Source organism: Streptomyces sp. ADMS (assembly GCF_033441795.1).
Classification (GTDB): Bacteria; Actinomycetota; Actinomycetes; order Streptomycetales; family Streptomycetaceae; genus Streptomyces.
Window position 1 is genome coordinate 1 of sequence record NZ_JAVFVX010000104.1, and the last position, 26,393, is coordinate 26,393.

General features: G+C 69.9%; 27 protein-coding genes and 4 pseudogenes. 16 read left to right on the forward strand and 15 right to left on the reverse strand.

Features of this window, described 5'->3' with window-relative positions:
• The 6 genes from RB628_RS31955 to RB628_RS31980 form a co-directional block, all read right to left on the reverse strand.
• The coding region (locus tag RB628_RS31955) for a class I SAM-dependent methyltransferase (protein WP_318324102.1) at positions 1-709 on the reverse strand (709 nt) is incomplete at its 3' end.
• A 94-nt stretch (positions 710-803) separates the two neighbouring features.
• Positions 804-2,021, reverse strand: a complete 1,218-nt coding sequence (locus tag RB628_RS31960) for an aminotransferase class V-fold PLP-dependent enzyme (protein ID WP_318324103.1) — start codon at positions 2,019-2,021, stop codon at positions 804-806.
• 1 nt (position 2,022) lies between these two features.
• Entirely contained in the window at positions 2,023-3,342 is a 1,320-nt protein-coding gene (locus RB628_RS31965; RefSeq protein WP_318324104.1) for a pyridoxal-phosphate dependent enzyme, read from the reverse strand.
• On the reverse strand, positions 3,339-4,808 hold the full coding sequence (locus tag RB628_RS31970) for a Y4yA family PLP-dependent enzyme (RefSeq protein ID WP_318324105.1): 1,470 nt from the start codon (positions 4,806-4,808) through the stop codon (positions 3,339-3,341). The genes RB628_RS31965 and RB628_RS31970 overlap by 4 nt, the downstream gene beginning before the upstream one ends.
• Before the next feature lie 534 nt (positions 4,809-5,342).
• Entirely contained in the window at positions 5,343-5,780 is a 438-nt protein-coding gene (locus RB628_RS31975; protein ID WP_318324106.1) for a cytochrome P450, read from the reverse strand.
• A complete protein-coding gene (locus RB628_RS31980) occupies positions 5,719-6,519 on the reverse strand; it encodes a hypothetical protein (RefSeq protein ID WP_318324107.1) in 801 nt (266 codons plus the stop codon). The genes RB628_RS31975 and RB628_RS31980 overlap by 62 nt, the downstream gene beginning before the upstream one ends.
• 173 nt (positions 6,520-6,692) lie before the next feature.
• On the opposite strand from RB628_RS31980, the gene RB628_RS31985 reads away from it, so the two are divergent.
• Both RB628_RS31985 and RB628_RS42750 read left to right on the forward strand, forming a co-directional pair.
• Entirely contained in the window at positions 6,693-7,430 is a 738-nt protein-coding gene (locus RB628_RS31985) for a class I SAM-dependent methyltransferase (RefSeq protein ID WP_318324108.1), read from the forward strand.
• Positions 7,431-7,558: 128 nt separating this feature from the next.
• Positions 7,559-7,663: pseudogene (locus RB628_RS42750) on the forward strand (phosphopantetheine-binding protein); the annotation flags it as partial.
• A 255-nt stretch (positions 7,664-7,918) separates the two neighbouring features.
• On the opposite strand, the pseudogene RB628_RS42755 reads toward RB628_RS42750, so the two are convergent.
• A pseudogene (locus tag RB628_RS42755) lies at positions 7,919-8,623 on the reverse strand (acyltransferase domain-containing protein); the annotation flags it as partial.
• 27 nt (positions 8,624-8,650) lie between these two features.
• On the reverse strand, positions 8,651-9,577 hold the full coding sequence (locus tag RB628_RS31995; protein WP_318324109.1) for an NAD(P)/FAD-dependent oxidoreductase: 927 nt from the start codon (positions 9,575-9,577) through the stop codon (positions 8,651-8,653).
• A gap of 384 nt (positions 9,578-9,961) precedes the next feature.
• Between RB628_RS31995 and RB628_RS32000 the strand changes: the two genes are divergently transcribed.
• Positions 9,962-10,777, forward strand: coding sequence for a hypothetical protein (locus RB628_RS32000; RefSeq protein ID WP_318324110.1), 816 nt, complete (start codon positions 9,962-9,964; stop codon positions 10,775-10,777).
• 92 nt (positions 10,778-10,869) lie between these two features.
• On the opposite strand, the pseudogene RB628_RS32005 reads toward RB628_RS32000, so the two are convergent.
• From RB628_RS32005 to RB628_RS32015, 3 genes and pseudogenes are all read right to left on the reverse strand, one after another.
• Positions 10,870-11,294, reverse strand: a pseudogene (locus RB628_RS32005) (DUF4396 domain-containing protein); the annotation flags it as partial.
• Between the two features lie 172 nt (positions 11,295-11,466).
• Entirely contained in the window at positions 11,467-11,886 is a 420-nt protein-coding gene (locus RB628_RS32010; RefSeq protein WP_318324111.1) for a (2Fe-2S) ferredoxin domain-containing protein, read from the reverse strand.
• A complete protein-coding gene (locus RB628_RS32015; protein WP_318324112.1) occupies positions 11,883-13,853 on the reverse strand; it encodes a heavy metal translocating P-type ATPase in 1,971 nt (656 codons plus the stop codon). Before RB628_RS32015 ends, RB628_RS32010 begins: the two co-directional genes overlap by 4 nt.
• A gap of 98 nt (positions 13,854-13,951) precedes the next feature.
• Between RB628_RS32015 and RB628_RS32020 the strand changes: the two genes are divergently transcribed.
• A complete protein-coding gene (locus tag RB628_RS32020) occupies positions 13,952-14,344 on the forward strand; it encodes a metalloregulator ArsR/SmtB family transcription factor (RefSeq protein WP_318324113.1) in 393 nt (130 codons plus the stop codon).
• A gap of 617 nt (positions 14,345-14,961) precedes the next feature.
• On the opposite strand, the gene RB628_RS32025 is transcribed toward RB628_RS32020, so the two are convergent.
• Entirely contained in the window at positions 14,962-15,276 is a 315-nt protein-coding gene (locus RB628_RS32025; protein ID WP_318324114.1) for a metal ABC transporter permease, read from the reverse strand.
• Between the two features lie 366 nt (positions 15,277-15,642).
• Between RB628_RS32025 and RB628_RS32030 the strand changes: the two genes are divergently transcribed.
• Positions 15,643-15,780: a hypothetical protein gene (locus RB628_RS32030; RefSeq protein ID WP_318324115.1), complete on the forward strand. Its 138-nt coding sequence runs from the start codon at positions 15,643-15,645 to the stop codon at positions 15,778-15,780.
• 583 nt (positions 15,781-16,363) lie between these two features.
• On the opposite strand, the gene RB628_RS32035 is transcribed toward RB628_RS32030, so the two are convergent.
• The gene (locus RB628_RS32035; protein WP_318324128.1) at positions 16,364-16,957 is read right to left on the reverse strand and encodes a TetR/AcrR family transcriptional regulator; all 594 of its coding nucleotides are present in this window, start codon (positions 16,955-16,957) and stop codon (positions 16,364-16,366) included.
• Between the two features lie 114 nt (positions 16,958-17,071).
• Between RB628_RS32035 and RB628_RS32040 the strand changes: the two genes are divergently transcribed.
• From RB628_RS32040 to RB628_RS32075, 7 genes and pseudogenes are all read left to right on the forward strand, one after another.
• Entirely contained in the window at positions 17,072-17,764 is a 693-nt protein-coding gene (locus tag RB628_RS32040; RefSeq protein ID WP_318324116.1) for an SDR family oxidoreductase, read from the forward strand.
• A gap of 60 nt (positions 17,765-17,824) precedes the next feature.
• Positions 17,825-18,163, forward strand: a complete 339-nt coding sequence (locus tag RB628_RS42760) for an aldo/keto reductase (RefSeq protein WP_412180755.1) — start codon at positions 17,825-17,827, stop codon at positions 18,161-18,163.
• Between the two features lie 171 nt (positions 18,164-18,334).
• Entirely contained in the window at positions 18,335-19,339 is a 1,005-nt protein-coding gene (locus RB628_RS32050) for an NADP-dependent oxidoreductase (protein ID WP_318324117.1), read from the forward strand.
• 405 nt (positions 19,340-19,744) lie between these two features.
• Positions 19,745-20,104 (forward strand): annotated as a pseudogene (locus tag RB628_RS32055) (class I SAM-dependent methyltransferase); the annotation flags it as partial.
• A 257-nt stretch (positions 20,105-20,361) separates the two neighbouring features.
• A complete protein-coding gene (locus RB628_RS32065; protein WP_318324118.1) occupies positions 20,362-20,517 on the forward strand; it encodes a hypothetical protein in 156 nt (51 codons plus the stop codon).
• A 371-nt stretch (positions 20,518-20,888) separates the two neighbouring features.
• Complete coding sequence (locus tag RB628_RS32070) at positions 20,889-21,302, forward strand: hypothetical protein (RefSeq protein ID WP_318324119.1); 414 nt, start codon at positions 20,889-20,891, stop codon at positions 21,300-21,302.
• A gap of 246 nt (positions 21,303-21,548) precedes the next feature.
• A complete protein-coding gene (locus RB628_RS32075) occupies positions 21,549-22,037 on the forward strand; it encodes a hypothetical protein (protein WP_318324120.1) in 489 nt (162 codons plus the stop codon).
• A 69-nt stretch (positions 22,038-22,106) separates the two neighbouring features.
• On the opposite strand, the gene RB628_RS32080 is transcribed toward RB628_RS32075, so the two are convergent.
• Entirely contained in the window at positions 22,107-22,595 is a 489-nt protein-coding gene (locus tag RB628_RS32080) for a hypothetical protein (protein ID WP_318324121.1), read from the reverse strand.
• Between the two features lie 434 nt (positions 22,596-23,029).
• Here RB628_RS32080 and RB628_RS32085 point away from each other — a divergent pair, with 434 nt between their 5' ends.
• From RB628_RS32085 to RB628_RS32100, 4 genes are all read left to right on the forward strand, one after another.
• Positions 23,030-23,395 carry a hypothetical protein gene (locus RB628_RS32085; protein ID WP_318324122.1) on the forward strand — a complete coding sequence of 122 codons (366 nt, stop codon included), beginning with the start codon at positions 23,030-23,032 and terminating at the stop codon, positions 23,393-23,395.
• A 106-nt stretch (positions 23,396-23,501) separates the two neighbouring features.
• Positions 23,502-23,708 (forward strand): hypothetical protein, encoded by a 207-nt coding sequence (locus RB628_RS32090; RefSeq protein WP_318324123.1) that lies wholly within the window; start codon positions 23,502-23,504, stop codon positions 23,706-23,708.
• Entirely contained in the window at positions 23,705-24,343 is a 639-nt protein-coding gene (locus RB628_RS32095; RefSeq protein WP_318324124.1) for a class I SAM-dependent methyltransferase, read from the forward strand. Before RB628_RS32090 ends, RB628_RS32095 begins: the two co-directional genes overlap by 4 nt.
• Positions 24,344-24,448: 105 nt before the next feature.
• Positions 24,449-24,628, forward strand: coding sequence for a hypothetical protein (locus RB628_RS32100; RefSeq protein WP_318324125.1), 180 nt, complete (start codon positions 24,449-24,451; stop codon positions 24,626-24,628).
• 196 nt (positions 24,629-24,824) lie between these two features.
• Here the strand turns inward: RB628_RS32100 and RB628_RS32105 are convergent, their stop codons facing one another.
• A complete protein-coding gene (locus tag RB628_RS32105; protein ID WP_318324126.1) occupies positions 24,825-26,087 on the reverse strand; it encodes an XRE family transcriptional regulator in 1,263 nt (420 codons plus the stop codon).
• Positions 26,088-26,393: the final 306 nt, after the last annotated feature.

Here is a 26,393-nt window from a genome sequence, read left to right on the forward strand (position 1 = left end):
TGAAACCTGCCTGCCGCAGCAGCCGTACATGCGCGGACAGGGGCAGCCCGGTTCCTCCGCCCGCGCCGTTCCGCGGTTGTTTGTGGCGGCGTTCGGCGAGCAGGTCCGCCAGCTCCGGCTCGTCGGCCACGGCCGCCCACCAGGATTCCCAGTCCTCGTGGGCGAATGCCTGCTGCCGCTCCGCCCGGCGTCGTCCGATGTGGGTGACGATCCCGGCGGCCTTGGGGCTGCCATCCGGCGGGAGGTGGTCGCCGTTGATGAGGACGCCGCCGGGGCGCAGCAGCGCGGCGAGTTGCCGGTACGTGTGCTTGAGGGCGTCCGGGGGGAGGTAGTGCAGCGCGGTCGTGGAGACGGCCGCGTCGAGCGGGCGGTCCAGGTCCAGAGCCTGGATCCAGCCGGTCTCGCCGACGACCGCCTCGACGTAACGGGCGGCGGCACCGTGATGGGTGCGGGCCAGCTCAAGCAGCAGGGGGTCCATGTCCACGGCCACGATCTCCGCGTCCGGCAGCCGGTGGGCCAGCCGTGCCGCCAGAGAGCCGGGTCCGCAGCCGAGGTCGAGTAGGAGCGGCGTGGCCGCCTGGTCAGCCGTGATGTGCTCGACGATGTCGGCGATCACGGTGAACCGCTCCTCGCGGCCGACGGCGTACCGCTGCTGCTGGCGTTCCCAGCGCTCCACCCACAGCTCGGCCGTCGCCATGCTCAGCCCCATCCGGTCGCGCCACCCTCGCCGTTCGCACCTGTCTTCCGGAACTCCTCGGCACCCTACAGCTGAAAACGGTTCCCATTCACACCTGGGTGTCGTGTCACTGAAGGGAGGCGAGTACGGACAACAACCGGTCGATTTCCTCAGGGGTGTTGTGCAGGTGCAGGCTGACGCGCACCGATCCGGTCCTCTCGCCCGCGCTGCCTTGGCAGTGGTTGTCGGAGCGGACCATGAAGCCGTGACTGAAGAGGATGAAGCCGAGGTCGCCGGATTCGATGTCGCGGTGCCGGAAGGTGACGATGCCCTGGCGCTGCTGGACCGGTGAGTCGGCGGCCAGGCTGAGGTGGCAGCCGAGGATCTCGTAGGCGTCCAGGTGGCGCAGTCCTTCGGTGAGCCGGGTCGCCAGGGCCACTGTCCAGCGCTCGATCCGGTCGGTGCCGGCCGCCTCCAGCCAGTCGAGCGCGGCGGCCAGGGAGGCGATGCCGGCGGTGTTCGGGGTGCCGTTCCACCCGCCGGGCGTGAAGGCCGGTCCGCGCGTCTGACGGGCCCAGACCGCTCCGGAGCCGGGCAGGGCCAGGGCCTTGTGTCCGGAGAAGACGACGAAGTCGACGTCCAGGTCGGCCACGGACACCGGCAGGTGGCCGATGCTCTGGGCGGCGTCGAGGCAGATGACCGCGTCCGGGCCGACCGCTTGGCGGATGCGGGGGATGTTCATGTTCCCGCCGTAGACGTGGTGCACATGGGTGGCGGCGACGAACCGGGTCCGAGGGCCGGCCTGTGCCGCCAGCGCGTTGTGGTCGTAGTCGTGGGAACCGGGCTGGTACGGCATCTGGCGGACGTGGACGCGCACGCCCTGACCGTCCAGCAGCTGTTGCGCCTCCAGCCAGGGTGCGATGTGCGCCTGGTGGTCGGCGACGGGGACGACGATCTCGTCCCCGTCGGAGAGGTACGAGGTCAGCCAGTCGCGCGCGATCGTGCGCAGTCCTTCGGTTGTGCCGCTGGTGAAGTGCACGGCGGATTGCTCCGGTGTCGGGTCGGCCAGGAACTCCTTGACGCGGTCCCGGGTCTGCTCCACCAGTTCCGTGGTGCGGTTGGCCCAGGTGTAGGTGCCGCGGCCGGCGTTGGCGTTGGCGGTGGTGAGGTAGGTCTGGACGGCGTCCAGCACGGCCTGCGGCTTCTGGCCGGTGGCCGCGCTGTCCAGGTAGACCAGCTCAGGATGGACCGTGATGATCGGGAACTGGGCGCGCAGCTCGCGCTGCCAGTCGCGCAGGTCCTCAGGGAACGCCATGCCGTTGCCCCGGGCCGAGGTGACGGTCATGTCAGTCCCGCACCAGCGGCGCGCCCGCATCGCGCCAGGCGACGATGCCGCCGGCGAGGGTGCGGACGTCCGGATGTCCCATGCGGGTCAGCAGCGCCGCGTACTGGGCGGACTTCTCGCCCACCGGACAGGCCAGCAGCACCGGCCGGCTGCGGCTGAAGGGCAGGCCGCCCCGCAGGAGTTCGTCGAAGAGCTCGTCGACGATGTTGACCGACCCGTCGATGTGCAGCGCCGCGTACGCGAACGGGCTGCGCAGGTCGACCACGAGTGGCCCGTCGGTGGCGATCCACCGCTGGGCGTCCGCCACCCCGACGGCCGGGGCGGCGCTCACTTCGGCGTCGGACAGGTCGGCCACCGAGTTCTTCCGGCGGGGTCGGCCAAGCAGGTCGGGCCGCCGCTGCTTGACGTAGCTGAGATAGCTTTCGACGCGGTCGCAGACGATGAAGACGGCCGTCTGACGTTCTGTGAGCTGAGCGTCCACCTCGCGCAGACGGCGGACCGCCCCGAAGTAGGCGGCTCCGCCGGTGGGTCCGGCCAGCATCCCGCAGCGGCGGACCAGGGTGAGCATGCCGTCGATGGCCTCGTCGGCGCTCACCGTCTCCATCGTGTCGTACGTGTCCGGGTCGAACAGGCCGACTTCGTGGACCTCGTCGATGGTGCGGATGCCCGGGACGAAGTCGGACTTGGCCCCGACCAGACCGACGACCTGTACCCGCGGGTCCTGCTCGCGCAGCACCCTGGCCACACCTGTGGAGGAACCGGCGGTGCCCACGCAGGCGATGAACCAGTCCGGAGCCCGGCCGTCCAGGTCCTTGACGATCTCCGGGCCGGTGCCGGTCAGATGGGCCTCGGTGTTGCGGGGATTGAAGTACTGGTCGGTGTGCAGATAGGCGCTGCCGGACTCGGCGAGGGTGCGGTGGAAGAGGGTGAGCGGGTCGTTGGTGTCGGTCGGGTCGAGGCATTCACTCTGCCCCGGCAGCTCCTCGATCTCCGCGCCCAGGAGCAGGAGCAGTTCCTTGATCTCGGGCACCCTCATGCGGTTGGTGACGCTTTTGAAGGTCAGGCCGTGCATTCCGGCGATGACGGCCAGGGCTTTGGCCGTGTTGCCGCTGGAGAGTTCGACGATCTGGCTCGCGTGCTCGACCGCGTCGGCGAGGTGGGGGCGCACCATGTTCCAGGCGGCCCGGTCCTTGACCGAGCCGAAGGGGTTGAGCATCTCCAACTTGGCGAACAGGTCGACGTTCCGCAGACCGGTGACGGCCGGGTCGATGCGCACCAGGGGGGTGTTCCCTATGACCTCGGTGATGCTGTCGTACCTCACTCATGTCCCCCTGAGGGCGTCGTCGGCCAGTACTGTTCGTCGAGGCTCCAACGCCATGAGCCGCCGTCCTGCCAGGCGGCGACCTTGCGGGCGACGGGCTGCTGTTGTGCCTGGCCCGCGTGGAAGTCCATGGCGTAGCCGGCGGTGTTCACGAAGGCCATCAGATCGCCCGGTTCCGGCCGGCGCGGAAGGAAGACCGTCCGCCGGGTGATCATGTCGGTCTCCAGGCAGAGACTGCCGAAGAGATGGACGCCGACGGGTTCCGCGTCGGCGGGGACTCCGGTGCCGTCCTTGGGGATGACGACGGGGTCCATCAGCACCCCGTGCTCTTCGAGGGCCACATCGTCGGCCTTCAGCGCCAGCCGTACCAGCAGTTCACCACCCGCGTCGGAGTCACGTACCTCCAGGACCGTCGCCAACGTGACCCCGCACTGGTCCACCAGGGCCCGCCCGGGTTCGGTGTGCAGGTCGTACAGGTGCTCCAACAACAGCGCGGCCAGCGGCCGACCGCCCAGCGAGGCCGCGGGGTGCGCCAGCAGTTCGTCCAGATACCGCTCCCCGGCGACCGGCCGGTGAGCCGGATACAGCCCCAGCGTTCCGCGCAGCGTGCCGCCCTCGTTGCGCAGCCCGTAACCGTGCCCCTCCCATGTCAGGGGCGGGCGCCTGCCCAGAACGGCGCTCGTGAGCTCCGTCGTGTACTGCTCCCACTGCTCGCTCTCGGCGAGGTAGTTGACGCCGAATCCGCCGCCGATGTCCACGGCATGCGGACGCAGGCCACGGCTCCGGCACGCCTCCAAAACGTTCAGACAGCCTTCCAGGGCCGTGGCTTTCTCGGCGAGGCTGGTGGTGTCCAAGTGGTAGGCCACGCCGGTCAGTTCGACCGTGTCACCGTGCTGTTCGACCGTCTCCAACAGGCCGTTCACGTCCCGTGCGGGCGAGCCGAAGCGACTGCGTCGGCTCAGCACCCTGACGCCGGATGCCTCGAACCCCGACAACCGCAGCAGGACGCGGGCCCGGGGGAGGGCGTGCTTGCGGACGAGACCGGCGAGCTGGTCCAGCTCGCCGACCGAGTCGACACTGACGGTCACACCGGCACGGGCGGCCAGCCACAGGAACTCCGGGTTCTTGGGCCCGGTGGCGATGATCCGGTCGGACACGAATCCGGCGCCGAGAGCATGCTGAAGCTCGCCCAGCGACGCCACGTCCACGCCCGCGTCCGTGGCGGCCAGCCGTCGCAGCAGGGCACTGGACCGGTTGGTCTTGTGAGCGAAGAAGACCTGGCCGGACAGGTGGTGCCTGCGGTACACCGACCGGAACCGCTCCAGATTCTCGGCGATCTGGTCGGGGACGAGCACGTTGAGCGGTGATCCCAGCGCAGCGGTGAGCACGTGCAGTAAGCCGGGGGACCGCAACAGGGATTGCAACCGAGGACCGAGTCGGGGCTCCAGGTACAAGGGCCTGCCCATGCGTGTCCCCTCCCCGAGAACGCCAAGGTCCGGCATGCCGAGCGCGGCCGACGCTTCCTCCCGCGGTTCGCCGTATATCACCTTTCCCTCACGTGCGCTCTCTTACGCCCTGAGGCGCCGGTGTCGTACCGCAATGGCAGGGGTAGCACCGAGGCGGCGTGCTTCTCGGCGGCGTCCTGCGATGACCTGAGCGGCGCATTCGCGCCCGTCGCCACTTGGGATGCGACGTGCTGGACGCCATCCGCCGAGCGCAGGAATGAGTGCCGCACTCGCAACGCCATGTCGATGGCCGCCTTACTTCCCGTCGGGCGGCCGTCGCCAGTTCCCGCAAGATGCTGGTCGTCGAGGACGGGGCCAACGACGCGCCCACACCGGCGTCGCCATGGGCCGCGCGGGGCGGATCCGCCGGAGGGCGCCCAGGCTGGTGGCCGCGGTGGACCCGCGGGCACCAGCTGGGACGGTCACGTCGTCATCAGGTGTCGCTTCCTGCTCGTCCGCACGACACTGGACGGGGCTACCAGGCAACCGGCAACGTCAGGAGGCCATGGACGAAGCTGTCGTCCCGGAAGCGGAGTTCTGCCGTTCCGCAGGGCTACGCAGGTGGGGGAAGCGCTCGCACAAGAGGTGCAGCACTGTCTCCAGCTCCGCCCGGGCCAGAGGCTGGCCGAGGCACTGGTGGACACCATGGCCGAACGCGAGGTGAGCACTTGCGTCCCGGCGGACGTCGAAGCGGCCGGCGTCGGGGAATATGCGCTCGTCGTGATCGGCGGCGACGAGGGAGCAGATGACGCCGTCGCCCTCGGCGAGCTTCAGCTGGCCGATCACTACGTCGCGGGTCGCCACGCGCACCGTGCCGTGCTGCACGATGGTCAGGATCCGGAGGAGTTCGTCGACGGCGGACGGTATCAAGTCAGGGTCGGCGCGTAGCGTGTCGAACTGCTCCGGGTGGCGCAGAAGCGTCGGCGCAGGCAAGGCCGATCATGTTCGATGTCGTGTCGAGACCCGCGGCGATGAGTAGTTGGGCGACGGCCACGAGTTCGCCGTGGTCCAGTGTCCCGGCGGTGAGGTGACGCCGGATCACGCGGCCGAGCAGGTCCTCGCCGGGGTCCTCCTCCTTCGCCGTGACGAGGCGGTCCAGGTAGGCGGACATCGCCGCGTAGGCGGCGCCGATCTCTTCCGGGCTGTCGACGGTGGAGGCGATGGTCGCGCACTTGCCGCTGAAGAAGTCGAGATCCTCCGACGGTACGCCGAGGATGCCGGCGATCACGAGCGCCGGCAGGGGAAGGGCCACGGCTTCGATGAAGTCGGCAGGCTGCGTGCGTCCTGGCAGTTCGTCGAAGAGCCGCTCGGCGGTGGCGCGGATGGCGGGGCGCAACTGCTGGATCCTGCGGTGGGTGAACTCGGGGGTGACGGTGCGCCGGAGGCGTCCGTGGTCTGGGTCGTCCATACGCAGGAACGACACCTGGCTGGGCCCGGGCGGCAGCGGCGAGACCCGGGGCAGAGCGGGGTCGCGGGAGTCGGCGCTGAGGCCAGGGTGTGCGAGCGCGGCCCGTACGTCCGCGTGGCGGGTCAGCAGCCACGGCTCCGATCCGTAGGGGAGCCGGACGCGACGGGGCGGCCCGTTCCGGAGCTCGGCGAAAAGAGGCGGCGGGGTGATGCCGTCGGGTCGCCGCAGAGGGAACTCGGCGAGTACTTCGGGGGTGCTGGGCATGTGCGCATCCTTTGGCGGTCGGTGTTCCGTCCTCCGTTCCGGGGTGCGCCATCGCATCCGTGCCCGGAATGTGAGGGCGTTTCGGTTGGGAGCGGCGGTGCGTCCAGCTGTGCGTCCGTGTAGAGTCTAGATGAAAATGAAAATCGTATTTAACTGGGCTCGCGGAGGTTACCGTGCTGGATCCGTACGAACGCTCGGCCGAGTACCTCGACCTCATGATCGCCGGGACATGGCACTCCCTTGGCCCGGCACTGGCGGAAGCGCTCCAGCAGGTGAAGGCGGGGCACGGGCCGGTAGTCGATGTCGGGGCCGGTACGGGCCGGGGGATCCGGGCCATCTGTGCCGCGCTTCCGGGCGGTGATCCCGTGCTGGCGATCGAGCCCTCTTCCGCCATGCGTGCGGTGCTGCTGGCGCGCGTTCACGACGCTCCTGAACTGCGCGAGCGGGTCACGGTGTTGGCGGAGGGCGCCGTACACGCCGCGCTTCCCGACGGCCTGCGCGCGATGGTCGCGGTGAACGTGCTGGGCCATCTGCCGCCGGCCGAACGGCGGGCCCTGTGGGGGAGCGCCGCACGCCGGCTCGCACCCGGCGGCGCGCTCATCGTCAGTGTCACTCCGCCCTTCGTGCCCGAACGGGTTCCGCGCACCCGGATGGCTTCGGCGGCCGTGGGCGCCCTCCACTACGAGGGGTGGGCCACCGCGGAGCCCTCGGGGGAGGACGAGATCACCTGGCGCATGGACTACCGCGTCCTGCGGGACGGCCGGCCGCTGTCGGAGGTCACGGTCGACTACCGCTGGTGGGTGGCGAGCGGGAACCGGCTGGCCGACGAGGCCGCCGAAGCCGGGCTGGTCATGCGGCCCGTAGGGAAGCCCGACCTCGGGCTGCACCTCCTCACGCGCCCGGGTGAGTAACGCCTGTTGTCCGAAACAACCCATCACACCGTCCACATCTTCCACGGAGCGGAGGCCGGATGAGTCAGCTCGTCCCTGCCGAAGACGTCCTCGTAAGCACCATCGAATGTATCGGCGAAGTCCTCGGCATGCAGAGCGACTTGATCACGCCGGACACACCTTTGTCGGCTCTGGGGTTGGAGTCGTTCACCGCTGTGCGGCTGCGGCGCCGGATCCGCGAGCGCACCGATGCTGACCTTCCCCTCACGGCCTTCCTTGACGGTGCCACTGCTCGGGACGTCGCGAACCGGCTCGCCGCCGAAACGCGGGAGGCGCCTGCTCAAGAACAGACCGGGAGACCGGGGGAGCAAGCGGCGGAGAGCGGCACGCGGGCCCCCGACTCCTCCGGGAGTCCCCATGACGACGAGGGGCCGTTCCCCCTGACGCCCATTCAGGCGTCCTACTTCGTCGGCCGGCAGGAAGGGCTGCCCGTTCGCCGCCCCGTGCTGGCGGACGAGCTGCAACAGGCCGCTGCCGGGACCCACTTGGACCACGACCGCCGGTCCCGTGCCGAGCGCGGTGGTCAGGGCGTCGGAGAACCTGACGACGGACCGCAGATGGGGCACCCAGTGCTCGGCCCCTGGCGGGGTCAGTAGCAGCTGTCCGGTGAGCGTCGTGGCGAGCGGCACGGCCGGGACGCTGGGTACGGTCGTCTCGGCGGCGGCACGGAGCTCCGGCAGCACCGGGTCGACCAGCCGCGAGTGGGCGGCCGCGTCCAGGTGGAGCCTTGCGGTGTGGACGCTGTCGGCGGCCAGCCGGCGCTCGAGCGCGGTCACTGTCCCGCCGGGTCCGGAGACCACGCATGAGCGCGGCGCGTTGACCGCGGCCAGGTCCAGCTCCGGATGGTCGCCGAGGAGCTTCACGACCTGGTCCTCGGGCAGCGCCACGGTCAGCATCGCGCCGCCGCCCGCGGTGCGGGACATACCGCGGGAGCGCACGTCGACCAGGGTGACGGCATCCGCCAGCCGGAGTGCTCCGGCCGCGACGGCAGCGGCGTATTCGCCGAGGCTGTGGCCGATGAGCGCGTCCGCCTCGATGCCCCAGGAGCGCAGGGTGCGTGCCGTGGCGAGCGAGACGGTGAACAGTGCCGGGAGCCCGTGCACGGGATCCCGCAGCAGCTTCCCGGCCTCCTCGTCCGAGGGGGCTGCGGCCAGGAGCTGGCGCTCCCGCCGCGGGGCGGGTCAGCCGGCGAGGCCCGCGTCCTCGCGGAAGAGCTCCTGGTCCAGCCAGACGGCGGCGCGCGCTCCGTCGGCGGCCCCCGTGATCACAAAGGTGAGCGCGTCCGGCAGCGCCTCCAGGCGGGCGGCGTCCCCGGCCGCGTAGACGCCGGGCACGCTGGTGCGCTGGAACTCGTTCACGCGGATGCAGCCGTCGGGCAGCATCTCGCAGCCGAGTTGCTCGGCGAGTGCGGAGTGCTGCCTGGTGGGCGCCCGGTGGTAGACGGCCTGGCGCTCCAGCACCCGTCCGTCCGCCAGTACCAGCCGCACCTCGCCCTCCTTGCCCTCGATCCGGGAGACCGGGGTCTCGTCGACGGCGATCCCGGCGGCGGCGAGCCTGCCCGCAGCCTGCTCGGGCACCGGATGCCCGTCGGTGCACACCACCACGTCGTCGCTGAACCGGTCGGCGATGTACAGCGCCTGCATGATCTGCGGCAGCTCGCGGCCCAGAACGGCGATGCTCATGCCCCGCGTCTCCCAGCCGTGGCAGAAGGGACAGTGATATACACCCCGGCCGAAGAGCTTGTCGACTCCCTCCACCTGGTCGAGGACATCGACCTGTCCGGTGGCGAGGACCAGTTTGCGGCCCGCGACCCCGGTGCCGTCCGCGAGCGTCAGCGTGAACCCGTTCGCCTCCGCCGCCGAGGCGGTGGCCACCAGCGCCTCCCGGATCTCCACACTCGGGTAGGCCGCGAGCTGCTCACGGCCTATGCGGCGCAGCTCGGCCGGGGACGCACCGTCCCGGCTGAGGAACATGTGCATTTCGGCGGCCGGTGCGTTGCGCGGTTCACCGCTGTCCAGGAGCAGCACCTTGCGGCGCTGACGGCCCGACACCAGCGCTGCGTTGAGACCGGCGGGGCCCCCACCGACCACGACTACGTCGTACGACATCGTTCTCCTCTGCCCGGAGTGATCACGGTCCACTGCCCAGCATGTTAATGATAATGGTTTTCATTTGTATGTGATGGGGCGTAACTTTCCACGACGCACGACGAAGGGCGAACTCATGGACTCCACCGCGGCCATCGGCATCCTCGGCGGCTACGGAGCCGTCGGCACCGCAGTAGTACGCCGGCTGTACCGCGCGGGTGTCGGCCCGCTCCTGGTGGCCGGCCGGGACCCGGCCCGTGCCGAAGCCTCCGTCGCATCGCTCGGCGCGGGGCGGCTGTCGGCGTCCAGGCCGTTGACCTCTGGGAGGCGTCACTGGACTCGTTCCTCGCCCGCTGCCGGCTCGTCGTCAACTGCGCGGGACCGTCCTACCGGGTCCTGGACACGGTGGCACGGGCAGCACTGCGCCACGGCGTGGACTACGTGGACGCGGCGGGCGACGACCCCCTCCATGCCCGGCTGAGTGCACACGACGGCGGCGCCGATGAGTGGGCGGCCGCGAACCGCACCGCCGTCCTCTCCGCCGGAGCGCTGCCGGGACTGTCCGGGCTCCTGCCGCGCGTCCTGCTGGACCAGGCGGCACGGCCGGTTCGGCTGGAGGGATACCTCGGCGGCGTGGCAGCGCTCACCCCAGCCGCCGCGGGAGACGTACTGCTCGCCCGAGGCCCCGAACACGGCATCCCCTCCGCGGCCTGGGAAGACGGACAGACCCGCGACCGTGCCCTTGAACCACGGCGCGGCCTGAGACTCCCCGCCTTCCCCCAACCGGTCACCGCCTTCCCCTTCCTGTCCACCGAGGCCGTCCGACTCGCGCAGACGGCCGGACTCCGCCGGGTGCACTGGTACACCGTCTTCGGCGGTGAGCACCTCGCTGAAGAACTGGCCATGGCCTGGGCCATGGACGACACGGAAACGGCGGGTCTGGTCCAGGCCGCGGACGCGGACGTACGCCGCCACGGCTCCTGGTACGGGCAGGAGTTCCGCCTCTGGAACGGGACGGACGACGGCCCGCCCACCCGCACCCTCACCCTGCGCGCCGAGGACTCCTACGAACTCAGCGGCTTTCTGTCCGCCACCGCCGCACAGCACGTCCTCGCCGGCCATGTGAAGCCCGGTGTTCACTTCGCGGCGGACGTGCTCGACCCGCTGTCGACTGCCCAGACCCTGGCGACGGACCCGGTGGGCGAGCTGGACGTGGCGTGATCACCGGTCGGCTTCTCGCCGCACCGTGGTAGTCGTCCGGCGCGGTGGCGCTGGTGCCTGCTGTGCCCCAGACGCGTGGGTCGGGCAGGTTGTCAGCGGTAGGCATGGACGATGGCGTGGCCCCTGCCGCGGCCGGTCATCCACTCGTTCACCGGCGTGGTGATCAGGAAGGCGCCCGCGAAGCCGCCCAGGAAGGCCGACCAGAACAGCCCGTCGGAAAGGTGAGCGTCCAACGCGCCTTGTGTGAGGGCGAATGATGGCATTGGCGACCGTTTCCATCACGGCGATGGAAACGGTGTCGGCGGCGAGCGCCACCTTGATCGCGGTCGAGAAGCCCAGGCCGGCCCGGGCCGCGGCGAACAGCGTGAACGAGTGGCCGAGCGGAAACGATGCCGATCGCCATGCCGAGGATCTCGCCGATCGCGCACCCGGTCAGGCGGTGCGCGCTCCCCCTGGTCTGACACCGGCCCGCGGAGGGGCTCGCGTCACCAGCTCGATCGTGTCCCGCCGGGTGGTGTAGCCGCTCAAAACAGGAATCCGCAGGTCGGGGATGATGGCTCCGCCAGACCGGGGTTCAACTCGCCTCAGCAGGGCGCCTCGTGGACTGCCGCCTCTCCGGAGATCGTCAGGGGCCTTGTACCGGAAGGCGTAATGCTTGATCCCCTACACCACGCCGCGGGGCACGACCGTCAGCCCTCCACCTGCCCCCGCACCCGCCGGGACGGTGTGAAGCCGTACAGGTCGAGGATGCCGGGCGGGTCGGCGAGACCTGGCCCGCCCTGCTCGATCCAGGCGGGGATGTCGGCGGTGGCATCGGCGTCATTGACCAGGCCGAGCCACACGGGCCGGCCGCCCGCCGCGCGGCCGGCGGACGAGGGCTGTACGACGACGACGTTGGCGTGTTCGCAGGCGTCGAGGCAGTCGGTGACGCGGACCGTCGCGGTGCCGTCGAGGGCCCGGCGCAGGCCGCGCAGCTGAGCCGCGTGGTCGAGACCGGGGATCTTCGGTGTGCCGCAGCAGCACCCCCGGCACACGGTGACGGTGCACCGCGGCGCCCCCGTCGACGGGCCGGAGACGGCAGCGGCGGTACGGCGGGAGCGCCTGCTCACGCGGTGTCCTTCCCGGGGCTGGTCCAGGCGGCCTCGCGCAGCAGGCGCAGGCCGTTGAGGCCGACGATGACGGTGGAGCCCTCGTGCCCGGCGACGCCGAGCGGCAGCGGCAGCGTACCGATCAGGTCCCAGGCGACCAGTACGGTGATGAACGCCCCGGCAATGACGAGGTTCTGGATCACCAGGCGCCGGGCGGTGCGGGACAGCTGTACGACGGCGGGGATGGTGGCGAGTTCGTCGCGGACCACGACGGCGTCGGCGGTCTCCAGGGCGAGGTCGGAGCCGGCCTTGCCCATGGCGATGCCGGTGTGCGCGGCGGCCAGGGCCGGAGCGTCGTTCACGCCGTCACCGACGACCAGAACCTTCCGGCCTTCCTGCTCCCACTCGCGTACAGCGGCCACTTTCTCCTCCGGCAGCAGCCCGGCGCGGACATCGGTGATGCCGACCTCGGCGGCCAGATGCCGTGCGGCGCGTTCGTTGTCGCCGGTCAGCAGGGTCGGGGCGCGGCCGGTCAGGGCGGTGAGCGCGGCGACGGTCGCGGCGGCATCGGGCCGCAGCCGGTCGGAGATACCCAGCACCCCGGCCGGTTCCCCGTCGAGCAGGACCACCACGGCGGTACGCCCGGCGTCCTCCAGCCCCTGGACGACGGCATGGGCCCGGCTCGCGTCGGGGGGCAGGAGCCGGTCCGGGGAGCCGACCTGGACAGTGCGGCCCTCGACGGTGGCCGTGACGCCGTGGCCCGGCACGGAGGTGAAGGCGTCCACGTTGCCAAGGGTCAGTTGGTGTTCGCGGGCGGCGTCGACGACGGCTCGGGCCAGCGGGTGCTCGCTGGGGTGCTCGGCGGCGGCCGCCAGGGCCAGCAGCGCGTCCTCACTCAGGCCGCTGCCGGTCAGCGGGCGGATGTCGGTGACGCGGGGCGTGCCCTCGGTGAGGGTGCCGGTCTTGTCCAGGGCGACTGTGTCGATCTGGCCGAGGCGTTCCATGGCGACGGCGGACTTGGCGAGCACGCCGTGGCGTCCGGCGTTGGCGATGGCCGACAGCAGCGGCGGCATCGTGGAGAGCACCACCGCGCACGGCGACGCCACGATCATGAAGGTCATCGCGCGCAGCAGCACCGACTGCAGGTCGTCGCCGAAGAGCAGCGGCACGGCGAAGACCGCCAGCGTGGCGGCGACCATCCCGACCGAGTAGCGCTGCTCGATCTTCTCGATGAACAGCTGGGTCGGTGCCTTGGTCTCGGAGGCTTCCTCGACCATCTTCACGATCCGGGCGATCACCGAGTCCGACGGATCCCGCTCCACCCGCACCCGCAGGGCGCCGGTGCCGTTCAGTGTGCCGGCGAACACTTCGTCGCCTGCATCCTTGGTCACCGGCAGCGGCTCGCCGGTGATGGTGGCCTGGTCCACCTCACTCGCGCCGGACACGACCCGGCCGTCCGCGCCGACCCGCTCACCGGGCCTCACCAGGATCACGTCCCCGACCGCCAGCTGTTCGGCCGGCACACTCTCCTCGCTGCCGTCGGGCAGCAGCCGGGTCGCGGTGGAGGGGGCCAGGTCGAGCAGGCCGCGCACCGAGTCAGCCGTCCGGGCGGTCGCCACGGCCTCCAGGGCGCCGGAGGTGGCGAAGATGACGATCAGCAGCGCACCGTCCAGGACCTGGCCGATGGCAGCGGCGCCGAGCGCGGCCACCACCATCAGCAGGTCCACGTCCAGGGTCTTGTCCTTCAGGGCCTTCAGACCCTCCCAGCCCGGCTCCCAGCCGCCGCTGACGTAGACGGCGGCATACAGCGGCCCCCACAGCCACACCGGGGCGCCGAGCAGGTACAGCGGGAGGGCGAGCAGGAACAGGACCAGGGCCGCCAGCGCCCAGCGGGCCTCGGGCAGCGCCAGGATCCGGGTACGCCGACGCGGCGGGGAACCTGCGGCGCGGTCCCCCTGCGGCGCGGGGGCGGTCAGCGTGGAAGTCATCAGACGGGTGCCTTCGATGGGGACGGGGGTTCCGACTCCTCCACCGTACAGGAACATCTGAACAGCTATTCATGCGTTCAATCCCGTACGATGGCCCCATGGGCCACGGACAGAAACCCCCGGTGAGCGACTACGCCACCCCGCGCACCCGGCTGACGCCGGAGAACGCGCCGAAGGTCGCCGAGACCCTCCAGGCCCTCGCCACCCCCTCCCGGCTGCTGATCCTGGCCCGGCTGCGCGAAGGCCCCTGCGCGGCCACCGAACTCGCCGACGCCGTCGGCATGGAACAGTCCGCCTGCTCCCACCAGTTGCGTGTGCTGCGCAACCTCGGCCTGGTCACCGGCACCCGCCAGGGCCGCTCCGTCGTCTACGCCCTGCACGACAACCACGTCGCCGGACTGCTCGACCAGGCCCTTTACCACATCGAGCACCTGCACCTGGGCATCACCGACACCCCTGCCGAAGCACCCGAGCCGGTCGCGATCCCCTGACGGCCCGTTGTGCGGGCAGCCTTCGTAGATGTGCGTCTTTTCGGCCTCGGCGGCGGGCGGCCGGGTCACGTCTGGCGGCATGGCCGTGTTTCTGAAGACGGCCCCGGCGCCGAAGGCAACTGCCACAAGGCGCTGCAGGCCGGAGCCCGCAGCTAGGTGTGTCGGCCCGGCTTGGTAACAGGGCGGTGGTCTTGCACGGGTGACGGCCTTCGTCAGCCGTACCGGTTATCCCCAGGGGGCTTGCCGCTTCTGTGGACAACGTTGCTCGGCCTCGGCGCGGAACGCCACCTACTGGCTTCGTTCGCTTCCAGCGCCGCCGCGCTGCCGTCCGCAACCCAGGACTTGAGCGGAAGATCGGCGTCAGTAGCGGAAGGAACCGGCATGAAACACCGGGCAGGTCTGGGCCCCTACCCGTCTCGGCAGCACCGGCGACCCCGCCACAGCCACCGCGCGACTTTGGAGACCCTGGCCGAACGCATCCCCTCTGGCCGACACAACCTCGCCGCCCAGCTGCCGCCCGTCATGCTGGTGGAGCGAAGCTGATGGTGGGTGCATGCGGTGTGCTGATCGGACGCGACCAGCTGCTGGCCCTCAGGCGTGTGTCTGATCCGACGATCTCAGCCAGTCGGCACGGCTGCGGCGCCGCAGAGGCAGCTCGAACAGGCCGCCGTGGGGGAGAGGGCCAGGGAGATCAGGAAGACGACGGCGACGACGAGGGTGATGGTGCCGCCGGCGGCGAGGTTCCAGTGGGTTGACAGGGCGAGTCCGAGGGCGCAGGAGCCGGTGCCGAGGGCGACGGACAGCAGCACGGTCAGGCCGATGCGGCTGACCGAGGTGGGGCTGAACGACTCGATGACGGGCGGCGGTGTCCTTCGACGTGCGCCGTCGCCGCCGCAGGACGCGGTGAGGGCGAGGACAGTGGCGGCGGCCACCGCCCAGACCACGCGTGGTGTCGCAGAGGCCGCATCCGGGCGGTTCCGGGCGCGCCGATGATGAGGTGGGAGCCGCGCCACGGGGTACAGGCAAGTCAGGACCCGAGGTGAGGATGGACGCGATGAACCGGATTCCCCGCTGGGTCGCCCAGGCGGTCGCGGTGCTGGCCGCCGCCGCGGTGTTGCTGTTGGCGGCGACCTGGCTCGTGGAGAACTTCTGAGCCGGCCGCCCCTCTCGCGACGCCCGGCTCAGGAAGCAGCGTCGCACGCCGTCAGTGGCGGCCTGATGGACGGTGTTCACGGCCGTGGTCGTCCTGAAGCCGTGACTGTGCCGCCAGCCCGCCTGACCTTTGTGGCACCGGCGAGATGGGGGTGGCAGTCGTGGAGGTCGGTGTGCTCCTGCTCGACGACCGCCTGCTCCCGCCACAGGCGCACGGCCAGCAGAGTCGCGGGGCCGAGGCGAACTGGAGCAGGAAGACCAGGACGTACACCTGCCAGACCTGATCGACGAAGGGCAGCATCAGCGCGACCCCGGCACGTATGAGGTCCGCCGTCACCATGAGGGCCAGCGCGGCTGCCCCGTCGCAGACGTGCCCGGACCCGCTGCCGACGGATTGCTACCGCTGCTGTTCGTCACAACTTCCCCACCACTTCACTGGCATCCCGGCCGTTCACACTATGACGGACTGCGTAGCCCGGTGATCAGTTCCCAGCTGTGTCACGGAGTCGTCGGTCGCACTCGCGAGGGCTGACCGCGCACAGCGCCGCGAACGACGCCTCGCTGCGCAGACGTTCCGCAGCGATGCTGGCCGTAACGACGGGGCGCAAGCGAGATGATCTCTCATGCCGTCAGTGTGCTCGCGACCACTGAGTAGGTGTTTTTCAACTCGTCCTTGGACTGCGTCCGGCAGTCCGGGAGCGTGAGCCTGAGCACGATAGGTGTCGCGTTTGCACGACAACTGTCGTAGGGAGCACGGAACTACGCCAGATCGATCAGGCCGCGAGCACGGAAGCCTCGGGCCCCGCGTCAACTCGCGGGTGCGGCCGGTGCACACACGCCGCGCGGCGCCCGATGCCGGGCCCCCGGTCAGCCGGCTTCCGTCAGGGCCGCGTGCGCGGCGGCGAGGATCTCCTCGGAGAGCGGGGAGCCCTGGGTGGCCCGGGACAGGACCAGAGCACCGACCATGGTGCACAGCCGGGCGAGGCCGCCCTCGCCGCCCCCGACGCCCTCGCCGCCCGCGACGGCCTCGGCGGGGGCGAGGAACGCGGCGAAGTCGGCCACGCCCTCCGCGTAGGTACGGCGCGCCTCGCGGCCTTCGGGTCCGCGCGCGACATCGACGGCGAGAGCCGCGACCGGGCAGCCGTCCGCCGCGTTGTCACGGTGTTCGACGGAGAGGTAGTCGTCGATCAGGGCCCGCTGAGCGGCATCCCGCTGCCCGTCGTGCCGCTCGAGCCCGGCCGCATAGCGCCGTGCGATCTCATCGAAGACGAGGGCGGTGACCTCATCGACGAGCGCTTCCTTGGAGGCGAACTGCTTGTAGAAGGCACCGTGGGTGAGGCCGGCCGCCTTCATGAGATCGGCGACGCTGACGTGGGTGCCCTGCTCCCGGAACAGCCGCGATGCGGTGTCCACCACCCGCCTGCGATTCTCCTGCGCCTGCGCCTGCGATACGCGGCCCATGGCCACCTCCCGTTGGATGTCGACTGGCATCTATCTTAGTCCTGTGTTTAGATTGTGCTTGCAATCTAATTGACGCGGGTGCTCCGACGGCGCCTGCGAAGGACAGGAGCGAGCATGGAACTCAAGAACGCGGTCGCGGTCGTCACCGGCGCCAACCGGGGCCTCGGGCGGCACCTGGCCGCCCAGCTCGTCGAGCATGGCGCGAAGGTCTACGCGGCGGCCCGGCGTCCCGAGACGGTCGACCTGCCGGGCGTCACCCCGCTGCGCCTCGACGTGACGGACCAGGAGTCGATACGGGAGGCCGCCCGCATCGCCTCCGACGCGACGCTTCTGATCAACAACGCGGGCGTCTCCACCGGCGCGACGCTGGTCGGCGGCGACCTGGACGAGGTACGTCGCGAGATGGAGACCAACTTCTTCGGCCCGCTCGTCGCCACACGGGCCTTCGCTCCCGTCATAGAGGGCAACGGCGGCGGCGCCGTACTCAACGTCCTGTCCGCCCTGTCCTGGTTCCACCCGGCCGGCCTCGGCTCCTACGCCGCGTCCAAGGCCGCCGCCTGGGCGCTGAGCGACGCGAGCCGCGAGGAACTGGCGCCCCGCGGGATCACCGTCTCGGCGCTGCACGTCGGCTACATGGACACCGACATGGCCGCCGGCGTGCCCGCCGATCAGAAGGTCGCCGCTGCCGACGTCGCGGCCCAGGCCCTGCGCGGCGTCGAGACCGGCCTGCCCGAGATCCTCGCCGACGAGACCAGCCGGTACGTCAAGCAGAGCCTGTCCGCAGCGCCCCAGCCGACCGCGGGCTGACGCTCACCCCCTCCACCACGGCACGACGGCCTTCCAGGCCCCCTTGCGCAAGGACTTCTCATGCGTTACACGACCTTCGGACACAGGACCGGACTGCGCGTCTCCGAGTACGCGCTCGGCACCGCGAACTTCGGCACCGGCTGGGGCGCCGGCGCCGAGCCCGACGAGGCCCGCCGGATCTTCGACCGGTTCGCCGAGGCCGGCGGCACCTTCCTCGACAGCGCCGACAGCTACCTCGCAGCCCTCGACGTCCAGCTCACCGACGAGCAGTACGCGCGCCTCGACAAGGTCAGCGCCATGCCGCTCGGCGTACCGCACGAGGGCGTCGCGGGCTCGCTGGGCCGCCTCCAGGGCGGCGACGCGGGCAGCGTCATCGCCCCGGTCGTGCCAGTAGCCTGAGCCCGCAAACGCGGCCGACGCAGAGCTCTCCGCGCAGGCACTGGCCACTGCCGTGCCGACGCGGAGCGCGCGGACCAGAAGACACCAAAAACCGTCTCGTACCGAGACAAACCCCTCACCGACAGAACATCCCTCCCGCTCAGGCGGGAGACCGAACGAACGGAGACAACAATGAAGGCCTTCATGGTCGAGAAGTACGGCGACCCGACCACGGTGCGCGCCGGGGATGCACCCGAGCCCCAGGTGGGCGCCGAGGATGTCCTGGTCAGGATCGACGCGACGAGTGTCAACCCGCTGGACTACAAGATCCGCAAGGGTGAGTTGAAGCCGATCGTGCCCTACCGTCTCCCGCTCGTCCTGGGCAACGACTTCGCCGGGACCGTCGTCCGCGTCGGATCGTCCGTGACCCGCTTCTCGGTGGGCGACGAGGTCTACGCGCGGCCCGACAAGGACCGCATCGGCACCTTCGCCGAACGCATCGCCATCCACCAGGACGACCTGGCCCTCAAGCCCGCCACGCTCACCATGACCGAGGCCGCCTCCCTCCCCCTGGTCGCGCTGACCGCCTGGCAGGCCCTGGTCGAGCGGGCGAACGTGCAGCCGGGCCAGAAGGTCCTCATCCACGCGGGCGCCGGCGGCCTGGGATCCGTCACCATCCAACTGGCCAAGGCACTGGGCGCGCACGTGGCCGCCACCGCGAGCACCGCCAAGGTCGACCTCGTCAAGGAACTCGGCGCGGACGAGGTCATCGACTACCGCACGCAGGACTTCTCCACCCTCCTCACCGGCTACGACGTCGTCCTGGACTCCCTCGGCGGCGAGAACCTCGCCAAGTCCCTGCGCGTCCTCAAGCCCGGTGGCCTGGCCATCTCCGTCGCGGGCCCGCCCGACCCGGCCACCGGCGTCGAACTCGGCGCGAACGCGGTCATGCGCCTGGGCGTCGCCGTCCTCAGCGCGAAGGTCCGGCGCCAGGCCAAGCGCCTCGGTGTCAGATACTCCTTCCTGTTCATGAGGGCCAGCGGCGACCAGCTGCGCGAACTCACCGCCCTCATCGACGCCGGGAAGATCCGCCCCGTCGTCGACCGGGTCTTCCCTTTCGACGAGACCCTTCAGGCCATGGAGTACGTCGAGAAGGGCCGCGCGAAGGCCGGCAAGGTCGTCGTCTCCATGACGTGAACCCAGGGCAACGGCCCTGCCGGACGCCGAGAACGCCGCCCGCCACAACGAGAAGATCCCGCCCCACGCTCCTTTCTCCCACACCAGGACCCGATCACGAACGCACCGTCCAGCTCCCCCACGCCCACCCCGTCGTCGTACAAGAACGCGCCGACCCGTTGCCGTGTCCGTGTACGGCGTGGGCGTCGCCTACCGGCAGCACGGTCCGGACGACAACTTGCCTGCGAAGAGTGCGGATCACGTCAGGAACGATGCGAATTCGGCGACAGATGTCGCGCTCAGAGCTTCATGAAAGGGCAGGTCGGGACGGAAGGATGACGACACCTATCGTGCTCAGTCTCAGAGCGCGTGATCTTTGTTCCAGAACAGGGTGTGCATGCCGCAGGGACTTGATGGACTGGGGCGATGAAGATCTTTTCGCCTCGTGTCCTGCCGGCTCTTGATCGGTTCAACGCCGCTTATCCCTGGGATCACAACGCCCACTACCATCGCTGGATCCTGCGGCAGTTGCCGAGGCGCTTCGACCTCGCCCTGGACGTCGGTTCCGGAAGCGGTGATCTTGCAAGGCTCTTGGCCGGACGAGCCGACGCTGTGCAGGCCGTCGATTCCGATCCGGTGATCACAGCTCAGGCCCAGAAGCTGACTCCTTCCGGGCTCCCCGTCACCTTCACCGTCGCGGATGCGATAGCCGAGTTTCCTGCCGGCCCTTACGACGTAATCACGTGCGTCGCCACGATCCACCACCTGCCGTTCACTCAGGCGATCTCTCTCCCGTAATGAGGTGAGGCAGGCGCGTACAGTTCAACCGTGGACGTCGGCGAACTTCGCGAACGCGGCCCTGGTGCCGTCCCCGGCGATGCCGTCGATCGGACCGTTGTAGCCGTGGCCCCGCAGCATGCGCTGCAGCGCCTCGTCACCGCCGCAGACATCCGTACCCTCTTGGACTCTTCCGCTGAGCTCCCCGTTCTGTACATCAACTACGGTCCCGGCGACGACGGGGGCACCGAAGCGGAATTGGACGTGTGGGCCGCAGGCCTGGTCTACCAGCTGACATCGTCCTCACCCACGCGACCGCTCTGGACCTCCTCGGCGAGGAACCCAACAGCGAGACCATCGCGGCGTTCCTACCGAAGGTTCAGAAAGCCGTGGACCAGATGATCTCGGTCCGAGGCATGTGAAGCAGATCTGCTACTCAAGGGGTCGTCTCATTCGGCTGTAGACCCGGCACCGTGCCGCCTCCTCGATCTGCTCGTCTGCGGGTACGTCGACGCCCAGTACGGCGGCGACCTTGCGGACAGCATGGCCCGGTCGATGAGGGTGAGGACCCGAACACGGCCGGCAGCGTCATGTGAGGCACTGCGGAGCACAGTTACGGTAGCCCCACCGGCTTTCAGTTCACCGCTTGCCAGCGTGTGTTCTGTCGGAGGCGAAACGTTGCCGCCTCCCGAGGCAACCGCAAAGGAGGCAGCGCGGGGTGGGACGCAAGAAGGCGCGGAAGAAGAACCGTTCGCACGGCGTGATGTAGTCAGAACAGGTCATCGAGATCTACATGAGCGCCGTCCAGCAGGCAGTGTTGGTCAGCAATCAGATCGAACGGCTTCAGGCCGACACGGTCATGGCCATCGTCGATCAACTCACCCCCTACAGCAACGGGGCACTGGCGGTGTACGGCGACTTCATCGACCGCGAGCGTCTGTCCCGCATCGCCACAGAGTACGGAATGGGCTACGCCAGGTTTGTCCTGCTCGCGGCGCTGTTCTTCGCTCACGATCGCGGTGGGTATCCCGCCCAGGCTGGGATGATTCACGACATCGTTGGAAGTACCCGCTATCCAGGCGAACCCCCGCAGCTCTCGTCCGACCTGGACAAGCTGATGGACAGTGCCAAGGACCCAGAGGGCCTTGGTCTTGCAGAGGTGTTCATTCCACAGATCGGTGCTGCGTTCCTCGCAGGACAGGACTGACACCCTGGAGGTTCTGGGAGACCTGGGCGGTGGGACTGCACGGCACGCCGCGCACTTGGCGGTTCAGCACCAGCCGACCCGGGTCACCGTGGCTGACGCCTCGCCGACACGCTGTTGGGGTGTGCGCATCGCCCGTCGCGACAGACGAAGCGGGGCACGTACAGGCCGGGCCGAGACCGTGCGCTGGGGGCAGTCGCTTCGTTGGACCTGGGGAAGTCACGATGTCGAAGTACGGATGGAGTTGTGATGGGGCGAGTGAAGGCGAACAAGCCGCGGCGGAATCGGCCGGTGGACCTTGGAGAGGTTTCCGAGGGACACGTCGAGGCGGCCGCGGGGTGGATGGTCACGATGGTCGGTTCGGAGCAGGCCTCTGCGGCCGACATGCACGCGCATCTTCAGAGCGGGCCTGGTGGATTCGCGAACTACGAGCGGACAGGCGACCAGTGGCAGGTGACCATGATGGTGGTCGGACGTCCGCCCGAAGCCGAATCACGGTGCACAGAGATCCCCGCGCTCGATGAGGTCTTCGACATCGCGAGGGACATGGCGGCCACGATGCTGCCGAGCGGTGCTGCCCTCCTGCACTGTATGGACGGCAGTGCCGACGCGTGGATCCCCACTTATCTCGCCGTGTACGGGCACCTGCCCGCCGGCGGGGGGTGGACAGCCGTTGCCGACGCCGGCGGCACGACTGCGGACCGATCCCGCTCGTACGTCACCACCGCACGGTCATGACACCGAACGTACGGTCCGGGAACGCCTCCGCACCTCCCGCACCAACTGACGGAGTACGCCGAGGTGGTACTACGCGTCGGTGAACCGGATCTGGCCGAACCAGGCCCGGAAGGCGTAGATGAGCGCGAGTAGCCCGGCTGAGAAGAGGCTGACCCACACCATCCCCATCACTACGGGGTTGACGTCTGCTCCGTGCAGGTCGCTGAACATCATCCCGAAGCCAACGGTCATGAGGAGGACGACGGGCGGGGCGGTCAGGGTGGCGAAGGCGGCGGGCAGTTGCCGGTGGCCGTAGAAGCTGCCGATGAACAGGTGGGCGCAGAGGATGAACGGTGGCAGGAGCCAGAAAGACGGCTCGCTGGAGTAGCGGGAGAAGTAGGCGACGTTGCCGGTTACGAAGGCCACGCCGGCCAGGTGTGCGAGCGCGACGGCGGTGAGGGCGGTCCGTACGGCCCGGCTCGTGATCGTGTGAACGACCACGGTGGGCCGGGGTGCGGGCGGGTCGGCGCTGGCGGGGACGACGGGGGTGTCGTCAGGATCGTCGTCTGCGTCGGGCATCTCCTCCTGTTTCTCTTCGTACTCGCCGTCGTCGTCTTCCGGGTTCCAGTCGGGATCGTCTTCGTCCGTTGCGTCGCCGTCGTCCTTCAGGCCGTCGTCGGTCTCCGACTCCTCTTCGGGCTGGTCCCGTGGCGGATGCGGATGCCAGTTGGGGGAGTTGAAGTAGTCGTTGAGGCCGGTCTCGACATGAGTGAGGGACGTGCTGACCAGGTCTGCGGCCCAGACGTAGAGGTCCGGGTCTATGCCTGGTTGCTGTGCCCGCTCGGTGAGGGCGTCCTGCAGGCCGAGCAGCCAGTTCCGGGCGATGTCGGTGTCGAGTTCGGCGGTGACGGTTCTGGCCGCGAGGGTCAGGAGCCGCGTACCCCCGGTCCGAGGCCCGGTCCGCCGGCCCTGCCGCCGTGTGGTCCCGTTCGTACGCCCTGATCCCGGTCAGCGTGCGACAGCTGAGGGGAGTGGCCCGCAGCCGTCTGGCCCTGAGGCAGTGGTCCGGGGACATCGACTCCGCAGTCGAGGTGTTCGCCCGGCTTGCGTACAACGCCGTCGTTCACGCGCAGCCCGTCAACGGGGCAACGGCCCAGATGCATGTCCACCTCACCTTCACCGAGAAGGGAGGCCTGCTCATCGACGTCGAGGATCCGTCTCCCGGCTTCCCCGGCGCGCAAGCGGCCCTCCGTGGAGAGAAGGGCCGCGGCTTGCGCGACGCCCGGCGGCTCGGCGCGGACCTCACGTGGTTCCTCGCCGCCGACGGACGCAGCAAGACGATCCGGGCCACCCTGCCGTCGGGGGAGGGTCTCACATGACCCGTCTGCCGGGCGGCTGGCGCCAGTGGTTCCCGCAGCTCCTGACCGCCATGGTGGTCGCCGCCTTCATTGTTCCCCTCGTCATCGCTTACGGAAGCTGAGACCCATGGCCGAGGCACCGGAGCAACTGCCGGAAGAGCCGCTCCCCAACCGCGACCCCCAGGCCGCGCTGAATGCGCTGCCGACCTTTCCCGACGAGCCCTCCGAGGTGAACCTCTTCGGTGTGCGGCACGGAGAGGCGGTTGACCGGCGCTTCGACCCGGGACGGCTGCACCGCATCCGAGTCGTCGACGAGGCGGATGGAACAACGTGATCACCACTGTGCAGCGGCCCACGCCCGCCGACTGGGACTCCTGGTACACCGCCGGCTGGCCCGCCGTCGTCACCGACAAGGAATCCGAGTCCTTCCACCGGACGGTCCAGCCGTACCCGGGCATGACCGCCGTCGATCTGGCCTGCGGCAACGGCCAGTGGATGCGGCAACTCACTGCCTGGGGCGTGTTCGTGACTGGCTACGACTTCTCCACCGAGGCCCTGCGCCAGGCACGCGCCGCAGGCCTGCCGGACGGACTGTCGTACGCGCAGTGGGACATCGACGCCGAGCCGATCCCGCCCGCCCTCATGCCCGGCAGCCTCGACCTGGTGACCTGTCGCCACGCGCTGCCGTACCTGGAGTACGCGCGCGTGCTGACCGACGTGGGGCGCTGGCTCAAACCGTCTGGGATCTTCTACGCCCTGGTCCGTGTCGCCGACGACCAGGACAACGCCACGGCGCAGAGCGACTCTGTCCTGGAGTCGTTCCACCGCGGATTCACCGAAGCACAGATCGACGGCATCGGCATCGGCTGGGCCCGCCGCACGACGTACCGGCTCAGCGCCCGCAACTGCGGGATCGTGCTGCGCGGTTACGGCGACTCCGACTGCCAACCATGTGACGTCTCGAGCTGAGACCGGCAGACTCCCGGCGTCGGCGGCTACGCGCCTTTCCCCCGAGAGCCAGCCCCGGCGCCGGGTTGAACGCCTCCGGCGACGGCGGCATCGGCCGGAGCCACGTTGCGCCAAGTCGCTGTCGACGGGCTGATCGCGGAGGCGCTGGCCGCCACCCGGGCCAGGGTACGGAGGATGGAGTCCTCCACCGGCCCGTACGAGGCGGTCGGGGAACTGTCGAACCGGCAGGTCGAGACGGTCGTGCTGCGGCTCATCCTCGTCTACCCCACCGCCAGGGCTGCCTAGTACATCGGCGTCGACGAACGCGCCGCCGGCCACCACCTGCGGCGTGCCGAGGACCGGCTGCGCGTCAAGCAGAGCCTTCCCAACGACCGGCGCAAGAAGGGGGAACGGTGATGACCACCCTGATCGACACCCTCCTGAACGAGTGCAGATCCCCGTCCGGCTCCTCCGTCATCGTTGCCCGGCCCGACCGGCAGTCTCAGGCTGCGGCAAGTTGGAGAAGCTCCGGAACACCCTCGGCACGGGCGTAGGGCTGGAAGCGGGGGAGGAGGTCGTTGACAAGGTTCACGCAGCGGGGTGCGCCGATGCGTCGGGCCAGGATCAGTGACTGGGCGGCGGCTGCGGCGGGCTCGGGTTCCTTCAGATCGAGGTAACTGGCCGCACGGTAGGCGAAGAACACACCGCGGGTTTTGTCCCGTGCCGCGGGCAGAAGACGTTCACCTTCAGTGATGAGCTGGTGGGCGCGGCCGGTGTCGCCGAGGTCCAGGAGCGCCTGGCCTGAATCCACGGCGAGATCCGCCTCGGATACCCACGCGCACCATGCGGGCCGCTCCGTGCCGGCGTCGCTGAGATGCTGCTCGGCCGCGGCGAGGGCGCGCAGGACGGCGCGACGTTCGCTTCGGTCGCCGCGTGCCGCGAGGGTGCGAGCGAGACGCAGTTGGAGCAGACAGCGGGCGGCGGGATTGCCGGCGCGGGTCAAGGCGTGGTTGAGGATGCGGGCGGCGGTGGCGTGATCGCGACGCCAAGCGGCCTGGTAGGCGAGATCGCCCAGGAGACCGGCGCCCATGTCCTCGTCCCCGGCCGCGTGGGCGTTGTGCAGGGCGGCGATCCAATTCTGAGTGGCGTGGGTGTGGCGTCCCAGGTCGAAGCGGTGCCAAGCGACGGTCTGGGCCAGGGAGGCCGCCAGCGTGTGCAGACGTAAGCCGAGGGCGGGCGTGTAGCGGCTGTGTTCGAGCACTTCGGTCACGGTGGACAGGTGGGCGTCCAGCAGCGTGGCGGTGTGCTGCCGTTGCTCGGTGGCGTGAGCGGCGAGTTGCTGGGTCGTGTCTTCCAGGAAGGCGACGAGGTCCTCGCCGATCGGTTTGCCGTCGTGGGCCTGGACGGCCGCGCTCGTAGGGCCGGCGGCCCAGTCCGCGGCCAGCGCGGACAGGGTGGCGCCGGAGATCGCAAAGAAGGTGCGGCGTTCCATGGCTGTTCGCAGGGCCTCTCTGAGGGCGGGTACGGAGCTGTGGGGTCCGAACGGGATCACGCTGTCGGCGGTGAGCGGCAGCCAGTTCGGCCAGTCGTTGGCACAAACGATGTCTGCGGGCCAGCCGAGCGCTTCGGCGATGTACGCCTGTGACTCCTCGCTCGGTTGCACGCCCCGTTCCCACTTGCGTACCCGCATCCGGTCGGTGCCCGAACGCAGGCCCTGTCGGCGGGCTGCGGCCTGAACCCCGGCCGCGAGCGCTTCCTGCGACATGCCGCGCGCTTTCCGCGCAACGGTCAGGGGGTGGCGATCGGTCTCTTCCACACATTCATCCAATCACTCACCGCACATGGATGGTGACGATTGTCGGATGCGGGACTCCTACGGGACTGACCCTGTTGCCCATTCGGCTATGCGGCGAGGCTGAGTTCGAGTCGGGTGAGGTGGCTGGTGTGGCGGCGGTCCGGTGGTTTGCCGTTCCACCAGGCGTTCAGGCGGATGAGGTTGAGGGCGACGGCACTGTAGACGTGTTCGAGGTGGGTCTTGGCCAGGCCGCGGTAGCGGGCCCGGCGGCTGTCG

What these genes read in the sequence shown, in the direction of transcription:
- RB628_RS31960 (WP_318324103.1), bottom strand. Translation starts at nt 2,021, where the DNA reads ATGACCGTCACCTCGGCCCGGGGCAACGGCATGGCGTTCCCTGAGGAC.
- RB628_RS31970 (WP_318324105.1), bottom strand. Translation starts at nt 4,808, where the DNA reads ATGGGCAGGCCCTTGTACCTGGAGCCCCGACTCGGTCCTCGGTTGCAA.
- RB628_RS31980 (WP_318324107.1), bottom strand. Translation starts at nt 6,519, where the DNA reads ATGCCCAGCACCCCCGAAGTACTCGCCGAGTTCCCTCTGCGGCGACCC.
- RB628_RS31995 (WP_318324109.1), bottom strand. Translation starts at nt 9,577, where the DNA reads ATGTCGTACGACGTAGTCGTGGTCGGTGGGGGCCCCGCCGGTCTCAAC.
- RB628_RS32015 (WP_318324112.1), bottom strand. Translation starts at nt 13,853, where the DNA reads ATGACTTCCACGCTGACCGCCCCCGCGCCGCAGGGGGACCGCGCCGCA.
- RB628_RS32020 (WP_318324113.1), top strand. Translation starts at nt 13,952, where the DNA reads ATGGGCCACGGACAGAAACCCCCGGTGAGCGACTACGCCACCCCGCGC.
- RB628_RS32030 (WP_318324115.1), top strand. Translation starts at nt 15,643, where the DNA reads ATGGGGGTGGCAGTCGTGGAGGTCGGTGTGCTCCTGCTCGACGACCGC.
- RB628_RS32035 (WP_318324128.1), bottom strand. Translation starts at nt 16,957, where the DNA reads ATGGGCCGCGTATCGCAGGCGCAGGCGCAGGAGAATCGCAGGCGGGTG.
- RB628_RS32040 (WP_318324116.1), top strand. Translation starts at nt 17,072, where the DNA reads ATGGAACTCAAGAACGCGGTCGCGGTCGTCACCGGCGCCAACCGGGGC.
- RB628_RS42760 (WP_412180755.1), top strand. Translation starts at nt 17,825, where the DNA reads ATGCGTTACACGACCTTCGGACACAGGACCGGACTGCGCGTCTCCGAG.
- RB628_RS32050 (WP_318324117.1), top strand. Translation starts at nt 18,335, where the DNA reads ATGAAGGCCTTCATGGTCGAGAAGTACGGCGACCCGACCACGGTGCGC.
- RB628_RS32070 (WP_318324119.1), top strand. Translation starts at nt 20,889, where the DNA reads ATGAGCGCCGTCCAGCAGGCAGTGTTGGTCAGCAATCAGATCGAACGG.
- RB628_RS32075 (WP_318324120.1), top strand. Translation starts at nt 21,549, where the DNA reads ATGGGGCGAGTGAAGGCGAACAAGCCGCGGCGGAATCGGCCGGTGGAC.
- RB628_RS32080 (WP_318324121.1), bottom strand. Translation starts at nt 22,595, where the DNA reads ATGCCCGACGCAGACGACGATCCTGACGACACCCCCGTCGTCCCCGCC.
- RB628_RS32090 (WP_318324123.1), top strand. Translation starts at nt 23,502, where the DNA reads ATGGCCGAGGCACCGGAGCAACTGCCGGAAGAGCCGCTCCCCAACCGC.
- RB628_RS32105 (WP_318324126.1), bottom strand. Translation starts at nt 26,087, where the DNA reads ATGTCGCAGGAAGCGCTCGCGGCCGGGGTTCAGGCCGCAGCCCGCCGA.